This window comes from Brasilonema sennae CENA114 (assembly GCF_006968745.1).
Lineage (GTDB): Bacteria > Cyanobacteriota > Cyanobacteriia > Cyanobacteriales > Nostocaceae > Brasilonema > Brasilonema sennae.
In genome coordinates this window covers 5,030,736-5,052,907 of sequence record NZ_CP030118.1, presented here as the reverse complement: position 1 = coordinate 5,052,907, position 22,172 = coordinate 5,030,736, and the positions used below count along the sequence as shown (strand labels likewise).

Below are 22,172 nucleotides of genomic sequence, written 5' to 3'. Positions count from 1 at the left end.
GCAACAACAAAAGGAGGAAAATAGATGACTCAAACCCTACGCAAACTAGTGACATTTCAAGAATTTGTGGAGTGGAAACCAGATGGAAGACGCTATGAACTGCATGATGGGGTAATCGTTGAAATGCCGCAACCATTGGGAGATCATGAAGACATCACAGGTTTTTTAACGCTAGAAATAGCAGTGGAAATTAAACGATTAAAGCTTCCCTATTCCATACCTAAAACAGCACTAGTTAAAACACCTGAAAGTGAATCAGGTTACTCGCCAGATGTGTTGATACTAAATCGCCCTAATTTGGCAACGGAACCACTTTGGAAAAAGGAATCTACTGTAACTCAAGGTGCATCAATTCCTCTGGTGGTTGAGGTAGTGAGTCAGTGCGTTGCGCGGGTTCCCCGCGTTGTAGACGCCCGGAGGGCGGCTTCCCGAAGGGTAGCAACTGACGAACCCGTAAGGGTGAGTACTAATTGGCGAGATGATTACTACAAAAAATATGGTGAGTATGAAGGAATTGGAATTCCTGAATATTGGATTATAGATTATCTTGCTCTTGGCGCTCATAAGTTCATCGGTAACCCCAAACAACCTACTATTTCTATTTACTATTTGGTGGAAGGTGAATACCAAGTTACTCAGTTTAGGGGAGATGAACGCATTCAATCCCCAACATTTCCAGAACTTAGCTTAACTGCCCAACAGATTTTTCAAGCTGGGAGCAATTCTTGAGTGTAGTCACGCAGATGCAGAAACTCCCTTGGTATACGAGGGAGTTTCTTTTTTACTACTGTTGTTGTGGTTTTGGTTTCGGCTTTGGTTTTTCGAACATTGGTTTTTCGGTCATTGGTTTTTCGGTCATTGGTTTTTCACTAAAATGACCTTTGGGTCTGACTGTATACGGTGGCTTACGTTCGTATCCCCCAACATCCTTGCCAGCAGCTCTTTCAGCGTCCCTCTTCTCTTTCAACGCTGTCGCCTTATCTTCCTTGCTGACTTTTAGGAACTTGGGTGGCTTCTCCAACGGCAACCCCAGCAACGAATCAAAAGCAAAAGCATCCCGCCCAGGCATAAATTTAGCTTTGATCTGCACGAAAACTGGCTTGCCTTGCTGTTCTTTGTCAGCCTTGGGATTGAATCTGAACGGCGGAACTGGCGCATCCCTCCAAAACAGTGGCAGATGACTAGCTTTCATGAATTTTACCTTTTTTGCTGGTTCCGATTTTTTTACATGATCCAGCCGCTCTTTGGTAAAATTTCGGAATATAGAGATGCAGGGAGTAGGGCAAACGGGGATGAACTGCCATAATCCACAGAGTTTAAACTCCATGTCGGAAAGTTCCTCGGATGCCGCCCCTTTTGTTTCACGTCCTTTGTCAAACCCAACGACTTGAAACGAAACCTGGGCGGGTTGATCGCGTCTAGGGAAATGGGTAAAACGCGGGTAAACAACCAACCGTTGAGTGGCTTCGCCCGTTGCCTGTACTTCTTTCTTTAATGCATCAAATGCTCGCTGTTTCTTGGGCGCGTAAAAGAGAGGATACTCTTTGTTCCCAATTATGATAGTGCTTCTGTTCTCTTCGCTAAAAGCGACTTTCCCAGTAATAACTCCAACAGCTTGAAAGATTGCACCAGGTTCTTCTATTTCCGGCTTATGCTCGTGATCAGAAGCAGTGGTTTCTTTGGGATCGTCTTTGTGTTCTTGCGCTTGGGCTGCAGTTTGTTCTGAATCAGTGGTTTGTCCCGATTCAGGTGATACTCCTTCAACGCCACTCAGAGATGGCTCCGGGGGAGTTTTAATGGTGACAATTTCTACTTTTTTAGGTTTCATAATTTTTGATTCTATTATAAAAAACTTGGGATATTTTCCCAAGTTTTTTGGGATGGGGTGTGCGATCGCCCGTATGTGCCTCTGCAATCGAAGATTGTAGCCCTGAACAGAGTTCAGGGGACTCACGGAGTGAGTCAGGCACAGGGCACGCCAAGGGCGATCGCCAATATTGCCAGAAGTAAAGTTCAGACGAAAACACGCTTAAGCGTTCCTCTGTAACGGGGCAAAGTCACGCAGTTACTTTCGGCACCAGCACCGCCGAACTATAGGCGTTGCTGTGGATAAGCCCTTGGATATCATGTAGATCTCACCACCTCTATCAATCCAATTTGGCAAAAAAAATTATCCAAATTCATGGTGTGCGCACAGAGTTTTTTTAGAGCTATCCTGACGGTATCAAGATATTGGAGATAGAGGAAATTCCTGATAATTGCTTTGAGCACTACTATTTCAATAAATATGTGCATAGTGAGCCAGAGAATCAATGCAAAATATTCCGTCATCTGGACGGAGCAGCTAGGGTTTATCTACAAGATAATAACTTTACACGAAAAACCTCAAAGCTACCAGACAAGAAAAGCTACAAAAAAATCAAGCTTTGGAAAATAGACACTAGCTTTGTTGTTAAAGCTTGAATTAATCTGATTTCGCTCTTGTTGCAACGGTAGCGAAATTATTATTCAATATTTCAATCTAGAAGAATTTGAGCAGATGTTCGAGTTACGTGTTCGAGACTTCAAGGCGTGCTTACCCCAGCAGGCAGAACAAACACAAGAACAAGCTTTGTTCTCATCTAGATTCACTAGTGAATATTCCCCAAACCTCCTGGTTTCCAATACTTGCTCAACATCAAACTCTACTTTTGATTTTAAATTGATACTACAGCCCTGGCATTCCAACGTATCCTGGTAATTGTTTTATCTGCTTAATCCAAGCAATTATGTTGGGGTAAGCATCCAAAGAGACTTTGCCATCTGGGGCTAGTGCAATGTATGGAAAACACGCAACATCTGCGACAGTGGGGCGGTTCAGTTCCAGCCATTGTCGCCCAGTCAAATGCTCATCCAGTATTTTTAGGATTGCATAAGCTCTTTGTGTTGCCAGTTGCACATCTAGCGGAATTTGAAACAGGTGATATCGTCTGGCAAATTCCGGTCCTTGACGAATTTCATTTGCAGCAGTGAACAACCACCCCATGACTTTGCTCATGCTTTGTGCTTCTGTGGGTAACCAATCCTCATCACCGTAACGTCGTGCTAGATAAACCAGAATCGCATGAGAATCTCGCACCACAACATCCCCATCCACCAGTACAGGAATTTGACCAAAGGGATTTAGTTTGAGGAATTGGGGAGATTTGTGTTCGCCACCGCGAAGATCAACTAACACCTGCTCATGCTTAATCCCAAGCAGCGACAGCATTAATCGTACTTTATAAGAATTTCCGGATAATTCGACATGATAAAGCTTAATCATATGGATTTTTCACGTGATAGCTAGTTCTTTCCTACTACGCTTATGTATCAGGTAAAGATTTTGCACACAACTTCTGTATCTTACAATATTTGACAATATTTGATGGTTTACCCAGGACTCTTCAAGACCGATTCAGAATTGACTAGTACAGTGGGTGCGTAAATAAATATACCATTCAATAATGTTGGAACAAACTATAGCAGTCCTAAATGATTTGTAAATATTGATTTAAGACTGTTGAGTGTTCACTGTTAACAGGAGCCACCGCGCATGAGGAGGGAAACCCTCCGTAGGCGTCTGGCGTTCAACAGCCCAAACCAACTGTTCACCTAAGTAGGTCAACAGAAAAAAACATAAAATACGATTCTTGGGATTGCTTTGCTTCACTGCGTTCCGTATGCCCTCCCTTGCCCGCTACGCTAACGCAATGACATTTCACGTTTAATTAGGTTGAGTTACTTATCAAATAGGATTGCTATATCTGTGAGCGTTTGTATAACCCCTGTTGGTATGCTTGATTCTACGATTATTTGTGCTATTTTCTAAGATATAAAAAATAGAAAAAAAGTTGATTTGACTGTTCTATTATAACAAAATAAAAAAAATATAAAACTATCAAATCACACATAAATTTTATTTACAGAAGTTTAAGATAGGTAACAGTGGTAAACAGTTCTGGGGAATAAATTACCACAAAAATGCAATTAGATTGGGCATAGCGCTGCTATTGAACCAGATTTTTCGTTAAAACCTGTGGCTATTTTATGACTTAATGATTGAGTATCTGATCCTCAAAGTAGGTATCGAATCATTGTGCGTGTGAAGTAAACAGTAAACAGTGAACAGTGAACAGTGAAGACTGATAACTGGTAACTGTTAAACACTCTCCATAACATCTTAGAGAAAGTTCTAAAGATTGATTTGGTCAAGAATTGAAAAACATAAAACCTCGTCAACTTTTAATTTAATTCCGTATGAAAAATGTTATCTCGCAAATATTTCCTGAATACAGGATTTGCACTGGCAAATAATTCATAAGAGATGTCTAGGAGTAGAATATGTTTGAGTCTTTTCCGGTCTTGAATGACCACAATCTACCGTATCCAGATACAGTTCATCCCATCGTTGTACACTTCGTCATTGCGATGGTATTGTTTGCCTTTGTTTGCGATGTTATTGGTTATTTCACAGGAAAATACCGTCTTTTTGAAGTGAGTTGGTGGAATCTGTTTTTCGCCACCATTTCTATCTTCGTCGCCATCATTTTTGGTCAGTTTGAAGCAGGTTTGGCAGAACCTTATGATGCTGTTGAGTCAGTGCTGAATTTCCATACACTGCTTGGCTGGTCGCTTTCAGGAATCCTTGCATCTATTACAGCTTGGCGCTATGTCATTCGTAGCCGAACCCCACATAAGGTACCCTTTTCTTATCTTACACTAGGACTGATTTTAACTCTTCTGGTTGGCGTACAAGTGTATCTCGGAGACAAACTGGTTTGGGTCTATGGACTGCATACAGTACCAGTTATTGAAGCACTAAAAGAAGGGTTGTTGCAATGAACACTGAAATTATTGACCAATTAAAAACACATGTTGGCGCAAATGGATTGCCCTATGCAATACCAATTCATCCAAACTTGGTTCATCTCACCCTTGGTTTATTTATTCTTGGAATTCTGTTTGATGTCGTTGGTGTACTGTTCCCCTTACAAACTCCAGTCTTCAAATTTTTGGCAATTAACGCCGTTCGTTCCAACTTCTTTGATGTCGGCTGGTACAATTTGCTGGGTTCAGCCGTGATTAGCTTTTTTACGGTAGCAGCAGGCTTTTACGAAATCATGCTGGCAAATCCACCATCTGATGTGAAAAGTGCCTGGGGATTACAACCAATGGAAACAATGCTCTGGCACGGTATCGGTGGTGTCTTATTATTAGCATTGATTGTTGGCATGACTGTTTGGAGAGGATTGCAGCGCTACGTTTGGTGTAAGGATAAAAGCCAACAAGTGCAGTGGAGTTACCTGGTTTCTGGTTTCGCAATCATGTTTGTGATGTACCTTCATGGAACACTAGGAGCGCAACTGGCTGCTGAGTTTGGTGTACATAATACCGCTGATATGTTGTTGCGATTGGGTCAAAACCCTAATGTACTGCTCAAGTAAATAATTCTAGTCCTTAGTCATTTGTTCTTTGCTAATGACTAATGACTCATGACTAATGACTAATGACTAATGACTATGAAAATCTGGAATGTTTCGATCATAATTGTAAGTGCGATCGCCCTGACTCTTGTCAGTCTCTGGATAGGGCAGCAGGCATATTCTTGGCTTCCTCCGCAAGCCGCCGCAGAATCACAACTGATAGATGATTTGTTCAGCTTTCTCGTCACACTGGGCGCATTCATCTTTCTTGGAGTGACTGCAACTGTCATATACTCTGTGACTTTTCATCGAGCTGGCAAGTATGACTTTAAAGATGGTCCACCCATTGAAGGGAATATCACAGTCGAAGTTGTCTGGACAGTTATCCCAATTTTGCTAGTGTTATGGATTGCAGGCTATAGTTACCAAGTCTACGACCAAATGGCGATTCGCGGTCCAATGGAAGTTGTCCACCTGCATACACCAATGGGGATGGAATCGGCTTACGCAGCACCTATGGACTCCTCAACTAAACCTGTAGAAAACATTGAAGTCAATGCCAAGCAGTGGGCTTGGGTATTCCGCTACCCAAATCAAGGTGTTACCAGCACCGAATTGCATTTACCCAGCGATCGCCGCGTTCATTTAGCAATGCAATCAGAAGACGTGATCCACGGCTTTTATATTCCCGCTTTCCGACTCAAGCAAGACATCATTCCCAAACGCACAATTGACTTTGAATTCACTCCCATCCGCGTGGGCAAATATCGATTAACCGATTCCCAATTTAGCGGTGCTTACTTCGCTACAATGCAGGCGAATGTAGTTGTTGAGTCTGCCGAAGACTATGATAAATGGCTTGCCGAAGTAGCAACTCACAAACCATCCCCTGCACCTAATCAGGCAGCTGCTGAGTATACCCTGCAAACAAAAGGACTTATCAAAACTGGCTGGCCTGCAGTTAAGCCTGCGCAACCTCCTCTAGTCAATTACAGCAATTAGTTAGTGGTTATTGGTATAACCCAACCACAAATAACCATAGCAGTCCTAAATAGTTCGTGAAATTCCCTCTTCTCTCTTTTCTTGGCGTTCTTGGCGACGCCAGACGCCTAGGTCGGGAGACCCTCCTGCAGCGCTGGCTCGTCTTGGCGGTATGTCCTCCGGACACGCTGCGCGAACGATAATTCTTACAACTCAAATAGGATTGCTATAACAAAGGACAAATGACACATGACCAATATTTCCGTTAAAGACATCAATATAACCAGTGGTGCAAACCCTGATCACGAAGCTGGAACAGGCTGGAAGCGATACTTCAGCTTTAGCACTGACCACAAAGTCATTGGTATCCAGTACATTGTCACCGCTTTTGTTTTGTTCCTTGTTGGCGGTATATTTGCAATGGTGATTCGGGGAGAACTGATTACCCCAGAATCAGACCTCGTTGACCGCACAGTCTACAATGCCATGTTTACTATGCATGGCACAGTCATGTTATTCGGTTGGACATTTCCAGTATTAGTAGGTTTTGCCAACTACCTTGTGCCGTTAATGATTGGGGCGCGAGATATGGCATTTCCCCGCTTGAATGCGGTTGCGTTCTGGATGGTTCCTGTGGCTGCAATTTTGCTGATGGCGAGTTTCTTTGTGCCAGGTGGTCCAGCACAAGCGGGCTGGTGGTCTTACCCTCCCGTCAGTTTGCAAAACCCCTCTGGTCAATTGATAAATGGTCAATTTATCTGGCTTCTAGCTGTGGCAGTATCGGGGGTTTCCTCGATTATGGGAGCAGTCAACTTTGTGACAACAATTGTCAAGATGCGGGCACCAGGTATGACATTCTTCCGGATGCCCCTGTTTGTCTGGGCAGTCTTTAGCGCCCAGATTATTCAACTGTTTGGACTGCCTGCCTTAACTGCAGGTGCAGTCATGCTCCTTTTTGACTTAACAGTTGGAACCAGCTTTTTTGACCCCGCCAAGGGAGGTAATGCAGTTCTTTTCCAACACTTTTTCTGGTTCTACTCACACCCTGCAGTTTACGTGATCATTCTGCCCGTGTTCGGGATTTTTTCGGAAATCTTTCCTGTGTATGCTCGTAAGCCTCTGTTTGGCTACAGAGTCGTGGCAATTTCATCGCTGTTGATTGCTGGAGTGAGTGCTCTAGTTTGGGTACACCATATGTACGTCAGCGGTACTCCGGGCTGGATGCGGCTGATTTTCATGCTCACCACAATGTTCGTTTCTGTGCCTACAGGTATTAAAGTCTTTGCTTGGGTTGCAACTATCTGGGGAGGTAAGCTGCGCCTGAATACACCGATGCTATTTGCGTTAGGTGGATTGATATTGTTTGTCTTCGCCGGTATTACTGGTATCACGCTTTCCTCTGTTCCGCTTGATATTCACGTTAACAATACATACTATGTGGTGGGTCATTTCCACTACGTTCTTTATGGCACGGTGACGATGGGGATGTTTGCTGCCATATACCACTGGTTCCCCAAGATGACTGGACGTATGTACAACGAGGGCTGGGGTCAGTTGCACTTTTGGCTGGCATTTATTGGCACCAATCTTAACTTTTTCCCTATGCATCCATTAGGATTACAAGGAATGTTGCGTCGCGTTTCTTCCTACGCTCCTGAGTATGAATTCTGGAATATTGTTGCCAGTCTTGGAGGATTTTTACTAGGAATGTCCACTTTACCTTTCATTCTCAACATGATAGCTTCCTGGATGCATGGAAAGCCGGCTCCTGAAAATCCTTGGCGGGCAATTGGATTAGAATGGTTGGTTTCTTCACCACCACCTGTAGAGAATTTTGAAGAAATTCCTGTGGTGATTTCTGAACCCTACGGCTATGGAAAATCTGAACCATTAGTCGCTGCTGCTGGTGAAGTTCATAATCACAAATAGGTTGGGTATAAATAAACGTATTTCTTGTAATCACTGTTGATTGTTCACATAGCAATCCTAAATTCTAAGAAACAATTCTGTAGGGTGGGCATTGCCCAAAATAGGTTTTCTGGTGAAATGAAAAATTTTTACTGGGCAATGCCCACCTTAGGTTTAAGGGAGCATCCCAAATGTGTAAATTTCTTTTACTGAAATCTTGCACCCTCCGGGTTCGCCAGTCGCTCATGCGGGAAACCACGCCAGATTCCTACGGAGGGAAACCCTCCTGCAGAACTGGCTCCCCAAGACCGCGCTGGCTCACCATTCTCAATAATTGCAAGGTGGGCACTGCCCACAATGTAAAAATAGGAGTCGAGCGCAAACAGTAAACAGTGCCCACCCTACAAAATTTCCTAAATCATAAGCCCTACTACCGCTACGCAAACGTGAATAACAAGATTCCCGAATTCTTTAAGAAGTCGGGAATCTGAACCTATCGATTTTCACAAGTTAAACGTAAAGGAGATTTTAATCAATGGATAGTTCCATCATTTCAGAACAGATACAGGAACCTTTGCATGAGCATACCCACGACGAAGAAGGCAATAAAATGTTCGGTTTTATTGTGTTCTTACTTTCAGAGAGTGTCATTTTCTTAAGTTTTTTTGCAGGCTATATTGTCTACAAAACAACAACTCCTGATTGGTTACCGTCTGGTGTTTCTGGATTAGAAATTAAAGACCCTGCTATTAATACGGTGATTCTTGTTTCTAGTAGCTTTGTGATTTATTTCGCAGAACGCGCCTTAATACGTCACAATTTGAATCAATTTCGCCTGTTTCTTTTAGCAACAATAGCAATGGGAACTTACTTCCTAGTTGGACAGGCGATTGAGTGGAGTCACCTTGCTTTTGGCTTTACTAGTGGTGTTTTTGGTGGAACATTTTACTTATTGACTGGTTTTCACGGTTTGCACGTTCTGACTGGGATTATATTGCAAATTATTATTTTTGCTCGTTCGTTTCTTCCGGGCAATTATGAGTCTGGTCACTATGGTGTGAATGCAACATCTTTATTTTGGCACTTTGTTGATGTGATTTGGATTATTTTGTTTGTCCTCATTTATATCTGGCAGTGAAGATAAGTTGACAAATTGAAGCAAAATGCTGTTCACACGTTTTGGGGCGAGCGCTTTTATTTTGAGTTTTGAATTTTTGTTTTTCTACAACCTTAAAAGAGGAGAAATCTTATGATTGTTGATGATCAACACTATGACTTAATTATCATCGGTACAGGTGCAGGTGGGGGTACATTATTACACAAACTTGCACCGACAGGTAAGAAAATTCTTGTTCTGGAAAGAGGCGATTTCCTACCAAAAGAAAAAGAAAATTGGAGTGCCGTTGAGGTTTTTGGAAAAGCACGCTATAACGCTCGTGAACAGTGGTACGATATCTCAGGAGATCCTTTTCGTCCCCAAACCAATTATTGGGTAGGAGGTAACACCAAGGTTTATGGTGCGGCTTTGCTACGGATGCGAGAAAAGGATTTTGAGAAGGTTCAACATCAAGATGGTATTTCTCCAGAATGGTCTGTCAAATACCAGGACTTTGAACCTTACTACACTGAAGCAGAAAAGCTTTACTCTGTCCACGGTAAACAGGGAGACGATCCAACAGAACCTCCTCACAGCGAAGATTACCCTTCTGCTCCGGTAAGCCACGAACCCCGAATGCAGCAACTTTGCGATGCTATCCTTAAGCAGGGGCTGCATCCATCACATCTGCCTTTGGGCTTAAGGCTAAATGAAACCGATGCCGATGACAGTGATTGTATCCGTTGTAAAACTTGTGATGGGTTTCCTTGTAAGGTTGATGGCAAAGGTGATGCTGAGGTGATAGGAATTGTTCCAGCCCTGGAATTGCCCAATGTCACACTAAAGACAGAAGCTAAAGTTGTCTGTTTACACACTAGTCCGTCTGGTCGAGAAATTAAAGCTGTTGAAGCGGAAATTGGTGGGCGATCGCATCTGTTTTTCAGTGATATTGTGGTGCTGGCGTGTGGAGCGGTGAACTCAGCGGCGTTGTTGTTGCGATCGGCAAATGAACAGCACCCCACCGGACTTGCCAATAGTTCTGATCAGGTGGGACGCAACTTCATGAAACACCTGATGACAGCACTGGTGCAACTCAGTCCTAAACCTAACCATACCGTGTTCCAAAAGACGATTTGCGTCAACGATTTTTACTGGGGATACTTGGATTATGAATATCCAATGGGTCATATCCAGAATACGGGTAGTCTTCTTCAAGAGATGATTCTTACTGAAGCACCACCTTTGTTGGCTCTTTTGTCAAAATTAATGCCAGGACTTGGGCTGCGGCAGTTGGCATCGCGTACAATTGGTTGGTGGCTGCAAACGGAAGATTTACCCGACTCCAACAATAGAGTGCGCGTGGACGGTTCTAAGCTGTATTTAGATTACACGACCAATAATTTTGAGGCTCATGACCGCCTGATTTATCATTGGACAGAAATACTCAAAGCAGTAGAAAGAACTGAAAACAAATCAGGGTTACCGCTGGACATTTATCCTTATAGCAATACCACGATTCGAGTCGTGGGGCATCAGTGTGGAACTCTCCGTTTTGGAGAAGACCCGACAACATCGGTTCTTGACCTCAATTGTCGCACCCATGATGTAGATAATCTTTATGTTGTAGATGGCAGTTTCTTCCCATCTAGTGCTGCTGTGAGTCCTACATTAACGATTATCGCCAATGCCCTGCGAGTTGGCGAACACTTGATTTCACGGTTGAGTTAAGTAGAACAGGACTTACGCAACGAGATCTAGCAGTTATGGGAGGGTGTAAGGGGGTGAGGGTGTCACGGGTTTTAACACCTACACCCTTACACACGCCAGATACCTGCGGAGGGAAACCCTCCTATGGCACAAAGTGCCACGCTACGCTATCAGTACTGGCTCCCCTATACCCCTATACCCCTTGCCCATTGAAACTTAACGCTTTTCGGTTCCTTGATTAGCGCCGCCCTCTACAACAGACTCGCTGCTACCAGATTCTGGTGCTGCAGACTCTTTACCACCACTTTTAGTAGCAGCCCCTGTCTTGCGGCTTTCTTCGTCAACAGTGGTTTGATAACCACCAGAAGCCGCAGTATTTTGTTCTTCTTTTTCGTTTTCTGGATAAGACATGATCAAACTCCGTATTTAACACTCCTAACATCTTAGGAAGTATAGGAATGCCATTTCTTCTGTCCAAGATGTAGTTCTGCTTAATTATTCCATATGTCTTCTGGATGAATTATCATTCATATCGTGTCGGAGAATAGGGAACAGGGAACAGGGAACAGGGAACAGGGAAGAAGAAATAAAAAGTACCTAGCTGAGCAAAAATCAAATACAAGTCCTATATTTTACAATTGGAAAACCCAGCGACGAAAGAGTTCTACGATAATGCGCCAGCGTCCCTCAATTTCTTCAACGACATCATGACGCTTTAATGTATTGAGCGCTTCTTGCAAAGCGGCAATTTCTATATTTGTACAATCATATAAGGCTGTAATACTTAATCCTTGTGGTGGTGACGCTAACGCCCGAAGTATCTCCCGCTGACCAGCAGCACCCCGCGCCGCTTGACCCCAAACGCCATCAAAGTAGTAGCGTCCCCGCTGGAAAAACTCAAAGTCGTTGACAACTGCCTCCACATCCCCTATTGTGAGATTATTATCTCGGGCGCGTCCTGTGTTAAAAACTTCGTCATTGTAACGGCGGACAAGTTGAAAAGCGACAAGCTGTACTAAATAAGGTTGTCCGTGGGTGAGTTGGTAGATTTTATCAAGGGCTTCCGGCGTGTAGTCCAGGGGAAAATCTTCGATAGATGGATTTGCAAGAATTTGGTGAGTCGCCCCGGCTTCCATAAAGCCAACTTTGATTGTGATCACACTGGCGTAGAAAGGTTGAAAGTAATCGGCTGTCATCTCCTCCAAGGTGTGCAAACCTGCCAAGACAAAGGCAATTTTAGAGCTTTTCTGCGTCAACCCCCGGAGATACCCCATAAAATCTAGAGGAATTTTTCCTGCCGACATCAGTTCCTCGATTTTCTCGAACTCGTCTAAGGCAATAATTAAACCCTGAGTTCCTAGTTCTGCTTCCACCTGTGTCAAGTATCTTCTAAATGTTGGTTGCGGAAGACTCAGCAAATCCTCATTGCTTGGAGGTGGAATTTGCATCACTTCAGAAATGGCATCAGAAATCGCCATCAACACTTCTACGACTCCTTGGGGAGCATCTGCAACTTCTAAAAGATTGACATACGCTACTTGTACACCTGCTTTTACAAAACTGGCGACATTCCGCAGAATGGAAGTTTTGCCCATCCGCCTGTGTCCGTAGATAACAACAGATTGGAGTTGAGAACTTCTCATCCACAACTCCTGCAACTGTCTGATCACATCTTCCCGTCCAACGAAGCGATCGCCTACAACTGGATCGCCAATGATGTAAGGATTACTCACAGGCTTGGTGATGGAAATTTCCCCAACTTCCTTGGCTATCCCCTCCAAGGCATATCTCCAAGTCTGGGCAATGTCTATAATTAACCAGCGTTCTGCTTGCGGCAGAGTATCGGCATTATTTAGAATTTCTGTGAGTTCCCCTAAAGCGCGGTTGAGAGCTAAAGAGCGTTGATAAGCAGACTGACTGCGCTGTATAATCTTGGCATTCTCAACGACAGAACGTAGAGATGTGAGAGTTTGCCAGGTGATTGGGCGCAGCAGAGGTTCTTGTGGAAAGGGAGGAATTTTTACTGTTGCGATCGTGTTTGGTTTGTTTGCTTTGTTAAAAGCTGCTAGAGTTTGGGCGAGGGTGAACATTTCTTCACCATAGGGAAGAGAACGCACTTGTGCAAAAGCCGCCACGGCTTTCACTGGTTCTTTTTCGTGCAGATACCAGAAACCAGCTGCTGTAGCACGGGCGGGAGTGTCTAAGCGAGTATCTGTGAAAAAAAGAGCTTGGAGTTGTTCTTGCCAACGACGAGGCAAGAAAAAGAACAACGGGAAAGAAAAGAAATCTTTGACAAATGTTGACTTGAGCGTTTCATTAAGAGAAGCTGAGGTAAAACGTACGAGTTGCCAATCAAAAGGATCTTCAGCTAGCTGAACGACACGAAAGACAACTTGCTCTGGAGGGGTTTCCGCCAGTACCAGATTAACAGCTTGAATCACGGGGATGAATTGAAGAGTGTAAGCCAGCAATTGGTTGGCGTTATGCAAACCAGTCTCCCAGTCTTGACACAGCCAATTTTTCAACCGAGAAGACAGGGAGTAAAGCGGAAGTGGAGTAACATGGGGAATTTGCCATTGTCTGTGGGGCGATCGCAGAACAAGAGGTAACCCAAAAAGCCAATTTTCTGGACGGAGTATCGCCACGCCGAACGCCACGCCTAACGCCACGCTATACGCCACGCCTAACGCCACGCCTAACGCCACGCCTAACGCCACGCCTAACGCCACGTCATACCAATTAATATCAACGCCTATTTGCTGAAGAAGCCAAGCCAACGTCAGCGGTGTAACAACTGTCAACACCAACCCTTGGAAAAGCAAATTCCGTTGAATGGCATTTTGTCGCAGCAACTCCCATCCCTTGCGCAAATTCATTTCTGATGAAGGAATATCCCCACCCCCAAAAGTGTCCATATACCACCGCAAAGCTTGGGGGAAAAAAAACACCCAATACAACAGGCGCAGGTAATCCAACGGGTTCCACAGGGAGAGGGGGCGCTTGAGTTTCGGGGCTAAGTCTAGGCGGGGTACGGGTGGGTGTTGGTTCATTGCAGGTTCTCCGCCATTTTCAGTAAGCTACGAACACTACCCGCCCGGAAATAAATTTCCTGGCTCATAGCCAAAGTCCTCTTCAGAGGACTGCAAAGCATAACGATTGTGAGAGTCCACTTGAGTGGACTTTCGCTATCAGCCTGGGATTTTAATCCTAGGCGGTCGTGGACGATATACGATAATAGTGCAAGAACTGAATTCATTCCCCACCTCCGGTATACCGCGCATAAATTCTATAGCACCGCTGCATGAGTTTCCGAGAATGTCCGCTACTTTCTTTTAGCAATTGCACAATCTCCTCCTCAGTAAACCTCACAGAAGTCCCAGCCAAACGACTAGCTATAAAATCACGCATGGTAGTTTCATTCCAAGGCTGAATATGTTCCTCCTGACAAATACCCGCCAGCGGTGATGTCTTACCTTGATCATGACTATCATTAAACAAATCGTTGAGTGGTTCAGTCGCAGCAAAAATCAACTTCAGCGGCGCATTGCTTCCCTCAGCTAAACCGCGCAACTTATCCCTGACTCCACGGGTAAACCCCTGCCAAGTCATCTTTCCTACATTGTCTAAAGCCAATAGCACTTTATTTTTATGCTGTCGCAAATTCCGAGTTAACAGATACCCTGTACATTCCGCGATACCCACCTCGTGACACAACGCGCTGTAAAAGTCTTCTTCATTATCTATCTCATTCAAATCTAGAAAAACTGACTGACGCGGTGAATGTAGGTGATTTACTGCCTGTTGGCAAATCGCCCATAGTAAAGATGACTTGCCAATTCCTTCTTCTCCTATCAAAGCAACACTACTTCCGCTGTTAAGCACCTCAAACACCCGCTGCATTTCCCTTTCTCGTCCAAAGAACCGTTGTGTATCTTCTACTCTGCCATTCTGGGGAATGAAGGGATTGGGAATTGCCCTTTCTGTTCTCGATTTGAAGTCAGAAATTAGGTCTTTTTTTACATAAATCACTGGTTTGAGATGCTCTGGAATACCTTGTAGTTGAATTTGTACACAGCCAAACTTATGAGCATCTTTAATGGAACGATTTGCTGCTAATGCTGTGTAGAAACCAACAGCAAAAGAAATCGCCGCTTGATCACCAATTGCGTCATTCATCCCAATCACAAACGGGATATGTTGGGCGATCGCCTTTGCCTGAATTTCAGAGTAGCAAGCATTTAGCACCACACAATTTACGTGCTGTGCAAACAACTCAAACATTGCTGCCAAAGCATCAGCCTTCACAGACTGAACTTTGCCTACTTCATTCTCAAAGCAAAGCTCTCCTTGACTTGTACCATGTCCAGAAAAATGTATTATGTTTGGCTCAATATCAAAAAATGCTTGAGTAATATCCCCTACACGAACTGACTCTCGCTGTTCTAGCTGATATTTTTCTGGCGCTTTGGCTATTCGCAATTTTTCTTTAATATTTCGTAACTCTTGCCCTAAACGTAACCGAGAAGCATCACTCGGATCGGCTGCTAAAAACAAGATTTTTATAGAAATAGCACCGCTCATTTAGGCAATTATGAGAGTTCAGTTACTGAAGAATATAACACTATTCTCAACAAGCATTCTCGCCCGCCCAGAACTGAAGTTCCGGGCTTATAGCACCAAGTCCATTTTAATGGACTAAAAACCTTTTATCAATTTGCGTTATGAGTCGTTCAGGATTGATGAGATTGCTTCCTTCCACTACCCTTCGGGAAGCCGCCTTCGGCGTCTACGTTCCAGTCGCAATGACGGAATATCGTGTTTGACTACAACTAGGTATGAAAACAAATTCTCCTCTTTCTCTCTCTGCGTCCTCTGCGCCTCTGCGGTTTATATAAAATAAAAAGTTTCCGGAATCGATCCGAAAACTCATACATCAAACTTCAATCGAAAAATAACCCATACCTAATACTTAATCCTTGGATCTATATAAGCATTGATAATATCAATCACAATACTAGCAACAACCACAATTGCCGCAAAAAACACCAACACTCCTTGTATCAAAGGATAATCCCGCGCGTTAATGGCATCATATAGCTTATTCGCCAATCCAGGCCAAGAGAAGGTAACCTCAGTTAAAATAGCCCCACCTAAAAGTGAAGCAAACGTCAAACCCATAACAGTAATCACAGGAATCAGCGCATTTTTTAAAGCGTGAGAAAACAAAATCTTTCTTTCAGGAATACCTCTTGCTCTTGCTGCTTCCACATAATCTGCTTTCATCGTTTGCTTTAAGTTCACTCGCACAATTCGCTCAAAAATACCACTCAGCAAAAGACCTAAAGTGATACTAGGAAGCGCAAGATAATATAAAGCAGTAAAAAACTGATTCAAGTTTCCAGTCAATAAACTATCAACCGTATATAAACCAGTGATACCATGAGGGGCTGGCGTAGTTGTCGGAAAGCGCGTTCCTAAAGGAAACCAACCCAATTGGACTGCAAAAATCAATTGCAGAATCATCCCAGCCCAAAACATGGGTAAAGAATATGTGATAATCCCAAATAATCGCCCTCCAATATCTAGATAACTTCCAGGACGAGAGGCAGAAATAACACCAATTCCAATTCCAACTATGAGTGCGATCGCCATACTACAAACCGCCAATTCCACAGTTGCAGGAAAATATTGCCCAATTATTTCCCAAACAGATTGTCCACGACTCCCTATAGAAGTTCCTAAGTCTAGCTGCAGCAATTTTCCCATGTAATTCAAATACTGTAACCATATTGGAAGGTTCAAACCCAGTTTAGCCCGCAATTCTTCCTTCGCACTTTCTGGCGCACGTCCACCAATAATCGCATCAACTGGATCTCCTGGTGTTGCGCGTAGTAAAAGAAATACGACTGTTGTTACAGTCAATAGCATCAATGGAGCTAAAAGTACACGGACGATTATGTAATATTGTAAAGCTTTGGATCTAGACATAATTAATTAGGAGTTAGGAATTAGGAGTCAATAGTCAACAATCAAGAGTTATATCAAGTCCGTTTCATCACTTATAATTCCTGCTTTACCTCACCCCAACCCTCTCCTTACTAAGGAGAGCCAGTGCGTTGCGGGGGTTCCCCCCGTTGTAGCACCTGGCGTGAGGGTGCCGGAGGCGGGTGAGGTTCTTCGTTTTTTTTATAAGTATTCATCCACAGATGATATTAATGACTCATGACTATTTTTTGATTCTTTTATAAATCAGATTTTGAGTCGGATCAATTTGCACACCACTAACTCCCTTGCGAGCAAATACATAATCTTTGCTTTGCCATAAGGGAACATATGGAACATCAGTTGCTATTTGTGCTTGAATCGTTGCAAAAATTTTCTTACGTATTTCAGGATTTTGTTCCTGACGTTGGTCTGCAATCAATTTATTGATAGTCTCACTATAGTAAAATGAACCCTGAGTTTGGCTTCCTCCTTGTTCGCATCCCTTCGCGTCTGATCCTTTATCGCAACCCAAAAACGGTTGAATATAATTATCTGCATCTATAAAGTCTGGATACCAATCTAGCAAAGCAGTGGGATAAAAACTCCTAGGTATAGCTTTAAAGAAGGTAGCACCGTCTACAACGTTGAGTTCAAATTGCAACATTCCATCCATATATTTATCGGCATAAGCTTTGAGTAGCTGTGCTGCTAAACTGCGAGGAGCAGAACTGGAAGGATACCAAAGTGGTAGCTTGACTGGATTTTCTTTGGAGAAACCAGCAGAAGTTAACAATTGTTTAGCTTTGTCTACATTGCCATCACCGTATTTATCTTTAAATAATGGTTGGGAAACGTCAAGCGTTGTCGGTATCATGCTGTACAAGGGACTGCCTTGACCTAATAGAACACGCTGAGTCATCAGTGAACGATCAACCATTGAAGCTATGGCTTGTCGAACTTCTAGCTTATCCAACGGTTTTTGATTCCGATTTAAAACCAAGTAACTGACTACACTACCTTGAACTGCAATCGGTTGCCAATCATCTTTTTTAGCACTTTGTTGTAAGCTGCGAATTTGATCTGGTTCTAAAGCGAGGTAAGCAACATCAACTGCACCTGTGCGAAAGGAATTATATAAATTTGCTGGACTACTTAAAATTTGCAAATTAATGCCTTTGTTGGCTGGTTTTTCTCCCCAATATTTATCAAAGACTTCAAATTGTAAGGAATCTGTGCCATACCGTGCTAATTTATATGGACCAGTACCAATAAAGATATTTGGCTTAAATTTATCTGTACCAATTTCATAAGCTTTGGGGGAAACTGGACAAAAAGCCGAAAACGCTAACAGCGATGGAAACGCTGCAAAGGGTTTTTTCAGTTGTATGGTTAACTCATACTCACTCGTTGCTTTTACTGAAGCGACTACATCTGATAATAAAAAAGAAGGTTTCCCACCATTTTTGATAAAGCGTTCCAGACTAAACGCCATTGCTTTGGCGTCAAAAGGAGTTCCATCATGAAATATAACTCCTTGGCGTAGAGGGATTGTGTAAGTCAAACTATCTTGACTGACTTTGGGTAAAGCGGTGGCTAACTGAGGTTTAATTTCTGTGCTTCCTGGTTCATAGGCGTAAAGGCGATCGCTCATGTTGTACACTAACCCAAGCGATCGCAATTCATAAGCATCTGCTGGATCAAGAGTACGAGGATTAAGCGTCGTACCTATAGTAATGCGACCATCGCCTGTTGAGGCATTAACCGTACCAGATGTTGTCGTAGCCTGTTGGCTCCTGGAACAACTAGCCACCAAAACTAAACACAAACAAAGTAAACAAAAGAATTTAGTAATTCGACTCCACTGTCTTGCGGACAAGGAAAACCTGGTCATAACTTGAATATTTTTAAGCTTAGTGGTCAAGGATTATACTATTTTTTTGGCAATCTGCCGATAAAAAATTCAAATTTTAGGAGAAAACCTGCTCATCTTGTGAGTTTTGAGTTCTTGCGAGTCTTGCGAGTCAACTTTTATAAGTTTATTTAAGTCCTACCATGAGAATAAAAAAATTAGACCAATATATAGAATTTCATGTTCCTGAATAACAGAAAAAAAATTATTTGATTAAACATATAAACAGTGCCCAAATTTGTTTTAAATTTAAACTATACCAGGGCAAACATTTGTTAAGCTTTTCTCGTATCTTAAAAGCTTTACATTAGGGTTTGTCTACGTGCATCCCAATGCAGGAAAAAAATTCTTAGCTTCAGGGAAACCGACTGGCACCCTAAATGCCAATCGAGAATAAGTAGATTTTAAGTCTAATAGCGAGACTAAAGAGTGTGAAATACTTCTTCCTATCCGACGGTTGGACAGTTGGCAGAGTGTGGGCATCTGATGGACTTTGGCAGATGGCTGCATGGCGACGCCAACCAGACATTCAGCGCATGAATATCTGTCTAGTAGAACAAGACGAAGTGTTATGGCTTTATCAGGTTGAAGATGTCGTTTTAACTGTGGAAGTGAAGCCGACAACACAACTACAAGTCAGTAAATCTGGTCAAGCCATAGGTCAAGTTGTCCTCAAACGGTTGATGAGTGCTGAACAGGTTATTGAACGCTTGGGAACAGCCTCGGCTAGATGTCATCTGCAAGATATTAAATCTATGGTTTAGTTTCAGCGATCACGAAGGTTACACCGGATCAAGGGGATAAAAATGAGCGAATGCGTGAATTTTCTTATCCCCTGCTCTTTTTATCCTCAAAACGTACGTAGTTTGAGACACCCTTAAGCTACGTATATGCTGATGTTGACACGCTTGCAAACAGCTCCATCAAACGTTACACTTTTTTAAACATTCTCATTTTTCACTTGGCCATGGCGACTCTTTGGGATGAAAACTCCCCAAATGTGTAAAAATTGCCAAATCAACCACACTGTCTCATTTATAAGACAAAGCTGTGGGATAATTTCGGCTGTGGCAATAACAAAAACTGAAAAATTGCATTGCTTTGTAAACATAAATCATCGAGGAGGAGCGTAGTCGATGGGACTACCCTGGTACCGAGTACATACAGTTGTTCTGAATGACCCAGGGCGACTGATTTCTGTACATTTGATGCATACAGCCTTGGTGGCAGGCTGGGCTGGTTCAATGGCTTTGTACGAACTAGCCATTTATGACCCTAGCGACGCAGTACTCAACCCGATGTGGCGTCAAGGTATGTTCGTGCTGCCCTTTCTGGCACGCTTAGGCGTAACGCAATCTTGGGGCGGTTGGAACGTTACCGGCGATCCATCAACCGATCCTGGTTTTTGGTCATTTGAAGGCGTAGCTGCTGCCCACATCGTTCTTTCCGGTTTGCTGTTCTTAGCTGCCGTTTGGCACTGGGTTTTCTGGGATTTGGAGTTGTTCCAAGACGGACGCACTGGTGAACCCGCTCTTGACCTGCCAAAGATGTTTGGCATTCACCTGTTCTTATCTGGTCTACTGTGCTTTGGTTTTGGTGCTTTCCACGTCACAGGATTATTTGGACCTGGAATATGGGTCTCTGATGCCTACGGCTTAACAGGGCATGTCCAAGGAGTCGCACCAGAGTGGGGACCAGACGGTTTTAACCCGTTTAACCCTGGTGGTATCGCGGCTCACCACATTGCAGCAGGTATTGTAGGTATTATTGCAGGTTTATTCCACCTATCAGTAAGACCCCCCGAAAGGCTCTATAAAGCTCTGCGGATGGGTAATATCGAAACTGTGCTGTCCAGCAGTATCGCTGCTGTGTTCTTTGCAGCGTTCGTTGTTGCTGGCACCATGTGGTACGGAAACGCCGCCACACCAATCGAACTGTTTGGACCTACCCGCTATCAGTGGGATCAATATTACTTCCAGCACGAGATTGATCGGCGCGTGCAAGGTAGTCTTGCTGAAGGTGCAAGCCTTTCTGATGCTTGGGCACAAATACCGGAAAAACTCGCGTTCTACGATTACGTCGGCAATAGCCCTGCAAAAGGCGGTCTATTCCGTACAGGTCCAATGAATAGGGGTGATGGTATTGCCCAATCTTGGCAAGGTCACGCCGTATTCAAAGATTCTGAAGGTCGTGAGTTGACCGTGCGTCGCCTACCCAACTTCTTTGAAACCTTCCCAGTGATTTTGACCGACAGTGATGGTATTATCCGTGCTGATATTCCTTTCCGTCGAGCAGAATCCAAATATAGCTTTGAACAAACAGGTGTTACCGCGAGCTTTTACGGTGGTGACTTAGACGGTCAAACCTTCACAGAACCAGCTGATGTGAAGAAATATGCTCGTAAGGCTCAAGGCGGCGAAATCTTTGAATTTGACAAAGAAACCCTAAACTCTGATGGTGTGTTCCGCACCAGTCCTAGAGGTTGGTTTACATTTGGACACGCTGTCTTTGCACTGTTGTTCTTCTTTGGTCATATCTGGCATGGCTCTCGAACTATCTACCGAGATGTCTTTGCTGGTGTTGAGGCGGATCTCGAAGAACAAGTTGAATGGGGTCTGTTCCAGAAAGTGGGTGACAAAACAACCCGCCGTGCGGAACCTCTCTAAACTTTGTAATGAAAAGTTAAGAATGGTCTAATCAGAGGAACTATGGACTGGCGACTGGGAACGGGAAAAATTCTTCCTCATCCCCAATTTCTAAGTTTCAATTCCCTAGACCATTCTTTCTTGTAACTTGGTACACTAATAATAGTGGGAAAATAGGCAGGAACTATAGCTATGGAAAGCGTTGCGTACATCCTAGTTTTAACCTTGGCGATCGGAACTCTCTTCTTTGCGATCGCCTTCCGCGAACCTCCTCGCATTCAAAAGAAAGAAGAAAAATAAATCACCATTATCTATCCACCGATAAGGTGTAAAGTGCTATAAATGTGAGGGCGCATCTAGAATTGCGCCCTTTCTGCACAAAAAAGAGTGTATGGAAGTATTATTGATAAGTAATTATTAACGAAAACAAAAGAGTAGAGTATTTATGGTATGATGTACGATCTGGAAGGTAATGTATTCAGATCCACTTTTCTGCG

General features: G+C 43.4%; 17 protein-coding genes. 10 read left to right on the top strand and 7 right to left on the bottom strand.

The window, feature by feature from the left end; genetic code table 11:
- Positions 1 to 24: 24 nt before the first annotated feature.
- On the top strand, positions 25 to 729 hold the full coding sequence (locus tag DP114_RS21190) for a Uma2 family endonuclease (RefSeq protein WP_171977062.1): 705 nt from the start codon (positions 25 to 27) through the stop codon (positions 727 to 729).
- A gap of 55 nt (positions 730 to 784) precedes the next feature.
- Here the strand turns inward: DP114_RS21190 and DP114_RS34465 are convergent, their stop codons facing one another.
- Together DP114_RS34465 and DP114_RS21180 are read right to left on the bottom strand one after the other, a co-directional pair.
- The gene (locus tag DP114_RS34465; RefSeq protein WP_211178560.1) at positions 785 to 1,828 is read right to left on the bottom strand and encodes a hypothetical protein; all 1,044 of its coding nucleotides are present in this window, start codon (positions 1,826 to 1,828) and stop codon (positions 785 to 787) included.
- Between the two features lie 879 nt (positions 1,829 to 2,707).
- Complete coding sequence (locus DP114_RS21180) at positions 2,708 to 3,304, bottom strand: glutathione S-transferase family protein (RefSeq protein WP_171977061.1); 597 nt, start codon at positions 3,302 to 3,304, stop codon at positions 2,708 to 2,710.
- 1,058 nt (positions 3,305 to 4,362) lie between these two features.
- Between DP114_RS21180 and DP114_RS21175 the strand changes: the two genes are divergently transcribed.
- The 6 genes from DP114_RS21175 to DP114_RS21150 all read left to right on the top strand — a co-directional run bounded on the left by DP114_RS21175 (position 4,363) and on the right by DP114_RS21150 (position 11,157).
- Positions 4,363 to 4,863: a DUF2231 domain-containing protein gene (locus tag DP114_RS21175; protein ID WP_171977060.1), complete on the top strand. Its 501-nt coding sequence runs from the start codon at positions 4,363 to 4,365 to the stop codon at positions 4,861 to 4,863.
- Positions 4,860 to 5,465 (top strand): DUF2231 domain-containing protein, encoded by a 606-nt coding sequence (locus tag DP114_RS21170; protein WP_171977059.1) that lies wholly within the window; start codon positions 4,860 to 4,862, stop codon positions 5,463 to 5,465. The genes DP114_RS21175 and DP114_RS21170 overlap by 4 nt, the downstream gene beginning before the upstream one ends.
- A gap of 75 nt (positions 5,466 to 5,540) precedes the next feature.
- The gene (locus tag DP114_RS21165; protein WP_171978252.1) at positions 5,541 to 6,446 is read left to right on the top strand and encodes a cytochrome c oxidase subunit II; all 906 of its coding nucleotides are present in this window, start codon (positions 5,541 to 5,543) and stop codon (positions 6,444 to 6,446) included.
- A 228-nt stretch (positions 6,447 to 6,674) separates the two neighbouring features.
- On the top strand, positions 6,675 to 8,354 hold the full coding sequence (gene ctaD / locus DP114_RS21160) for a cytochrome c oxidase subunit I (RefSeq protein ID WP_171977058.1): 1,680 nt from the start codon (positions 6,675 to 6,677) through the stop codon (positions 8,352 to 8,354).
- A gap of 514 nt (positions 8,355 to 8,868) precedes the next feature.
- Positions 8,869 to 9,471 carry a cytochrome c oxidase subunit 3 gene (locus tag DP114_RS21155; protein WP_171977057.1) on the top strand — a complete coding sequence of 201 codons (603 nt, stop codon included), beginning with the start codon at positions 8,869 to 8,871 and terminating at the stop codon, positions 9,469 to 9,471.
- A 111-nt stretch (positions 9,472 to 9,582) separates the two neighbouring features.
- A complete protein-coding gene (locus tag DP114_RS21150) occupies positions 9,583 to 11,157 on the top strand; it encodes a GMC oxidoreductase (protein WP_171977056.1) in 1,575 nt (524 codons plus the stop codon).
- 195 nt (positions 11,158 to 11,352) lie between these two features.
- Here DP114_RS21150 and DP114_RS21145 read toward each other — a convergent pair whose 3' ends face one another.
- From DP114_RS21145 to DP114_RS21125, 5 genes are all read right to left on the bottom strand, one after another.
- Entirely contained in the window at positions 11,353 to 11,547 is a 195-nt protein-coding gene (locus DP114_RS21145; RefSeq protein ID WP_169265090.1) for a hypothetical protein, read from the bottom strand.
- Positions 11,548 to 11,768: 221 nt separating this feature from the next.
- Positions 11,769 to 14,186 carry an AAA family ATPase gene (locus DP114_RS21140; protein ID WP_172195261.1) on the bottom strand — a complete coding sequence of 806 codons (2,418 nt, stop codon included), beginning with the start codon at positions 14,184 to 14,186 and terminating at the stop codon, positions 11,769 to 11,771.
- A gap of 202 nt (positions 14,187 to 14,388) precedes the next feature.
- Positions 14,389 to 15,717, bottom strand: a complete 1,329-nt coding sequence (locus DP114_RS21135) for an nSTAND1 domain-containing NTPase (protein WP_171977054.1) — start codon at positions 15,715 to 15,717, stop codon at positions 14,389 to 14,391.
- 381 nt (positions 15,718 to 16,098) lie between these two features.
- Complete coding sequence (locus tag DP114_RS21130) at positions 16,099 to 17,124, bottom strand: ABC transporter permease (RefSeq protein ID WP_171977053.1); 1,026 nt, start codon at positions 17,122 to 17,124, stop codon at positions 16,099 to 16,101.
- 238 nt (positions 17,125 to 17,362) lie between these two features.
- Positions 17,363 to 19,012 (bottom strand): ABC transporter substrate-binding protein, encoded by a 1,650-nt coding sequence (locus DP114_RS21125; RefSeq protein WP_171977052.1) that lies wholly within the window; start codon positions 19,010 to 19,012, stop codon positions 17,363 to 17,365.
- A 449-nt stretch (positions 19,013 to 19,461) separates the two neighbouring features.
- Here DP114_RS21125 and DP114_RS21120 point away from each other — a divergent pair, with 449 nt between their 5' ends.
- The 3 genes from DP114_RS21120 to DP114_RS21110 all read left to right on the top strand — a co-directional run bounded on the left by DP114_RS21120 (position 19,462) and on the right by DP114_RS21110 (position 21,975).
- Entirely contained in the window at positions 19,462 to 19,794 is a 333-nt protein-coding gene (locus tag DP114_RS21120; RefSeq protein WP_171977051.1) for a hypothetical protein, read from the top strand.
- A 372-nt stretch (positions 19,795 to 20,166) separates the two neighbouring features.
- A complete protein-coding gene (gene psbB, locus DP114_RS21115) occupies positions 20,167 to 21,696 on the top strand; it encodes a photosystem II chlorophyll-binding protein CP47 (RefSeq protein ID WP_169265085.1) in 1,530 nt (509 codons plus the stop codon).
- A gap of 171 nt (positions 21,697 to 21,867) precedes the next feature.
- Positions 21,868 to 21,975 (top strand): photosystem II reaction center protein T, encoded by a 108-nt coding sequence (locus DP114_RS21110; RefSeq protein ID WP_169265084.1) that lies wholly within the window; start codon positions 21,868 to 21,870, stop codon positions 21,973 to 21,975.
- Positions 21,976 to 22,172 lie beyond the last annotated feature (197 nt).

Excerpts from the sequence above, each read along its gene's own strand:
- DP114_RS21190 (WP_171977062.1), top strand. The coding sequence starts at position 25 with ATGACTCAAACCCTACGCAAACTAGTGACATTTCAAGAATTTGTGGAG.
- DP114_RS34465 (WP_211178560.1), bottom strand. The coding sequence starts at position 1,828 with ATGAAACCTAAAAAAGTAGAAATTGTCACCATTAAAACTCCCCCGGAG.
- DP114_RS21180 (WP_171977061.1), bottom strand. The coding sequence starts at position 3,304 with ATGATTAAGCTTTATCATGTCGAATTATCCGGAAATTCTTATAAAGTA.
- DP114_RS21175 (WP_171977060.1), top strand. The coding sequence starts at position 4,363 with ATGTTTGAGTCTTTTCCGGTCTTGAATGACCACAATCTACCGTATCCA.
- DP114_RS21170 (WP_171977059.1), top strand. The coding sequence starts at position 4,860 with ATGAACACTGAAATTATTGACCAATTAAAAACACATGTTGGCGCAAAT.
- DP114_RS21165 (WP_171978252.1), top strand. The coding sequence starts at position 5,541 with ATGAAAATCTGGAATGTTTCGATCATAATTGTAAGTGCGATCGCCCTG.
- ctaD (WP_171977058.1), top strand. The coding sequence starts at position 6,675 with ATGACCAATATTTCCGTTAAAGACATCAATATAACCAGTGGTGCAAAC.
- DP114_RS21155 (WP_171977057.1), top strand. The coding sequence starts at position 8,869 with ATGGATAGTTCCATCATTTCAGAACAGATACAGGAACCTTTGCATGAG.
- DP114_RS21150 (WP_171977056.1), top strand. The coding sequence starts at position 9,583 with ATGATTGTTGATGATCAACACTATGACTTAATTATCATCGGTACAGGT.
- DP114_RS21145 (WP_169265090.1), bottom strand. The coding sequence starts at position 11,547 with ATGTCTTATCCAGAAAACGAAAAAGAAGAACAAAATACTGCGGCTTCT.
- DP114_RS21140 (WP_172195261.1), bottom strand. The coding sequence starts at position 14,186 with ATGAACCAACACCCACCCGTACCCCGCCTAGACTTAGCCCCGAAACTC.
- DP114_RS21135 (WP_171977054.1), bottom strand. The coding sequence starts at position 15,717 with ATGAGCGGTGCTATTTCTATAAAAATCTTGTTTTTAGCAGCCGATCCG.
- DP114_RS21130 (WP_171977053.1), bottom strand. The coding sequence starts at position 17,124 with ATGTCTAGATCCAAAGCTTTACAATATTACATAATCGTCCGTGTACTT.
- DP114_RS21125 (WP_171977052.1), bottom strand. The coding sequence starts at position 19,012 with ATGACCAGGTTTTCCTTGTCCGCAAGACAGTGGAGTCGAATTACTAAA.
- psbB (WP_169265085.1), top strand. The coding sequence starts at position 20,167 with ATGGGACTACCCTGGTACCGAGTACATACAGTTGTTCTGAATGACCCA.
- DP114_RS21110 (WP_169265084.1), top strand. The coding sequence starts at position 21,868 with ATGGAAAGCGTTGCGTACATCCTAGTTTTAACCTTGGCGATCGGAACT.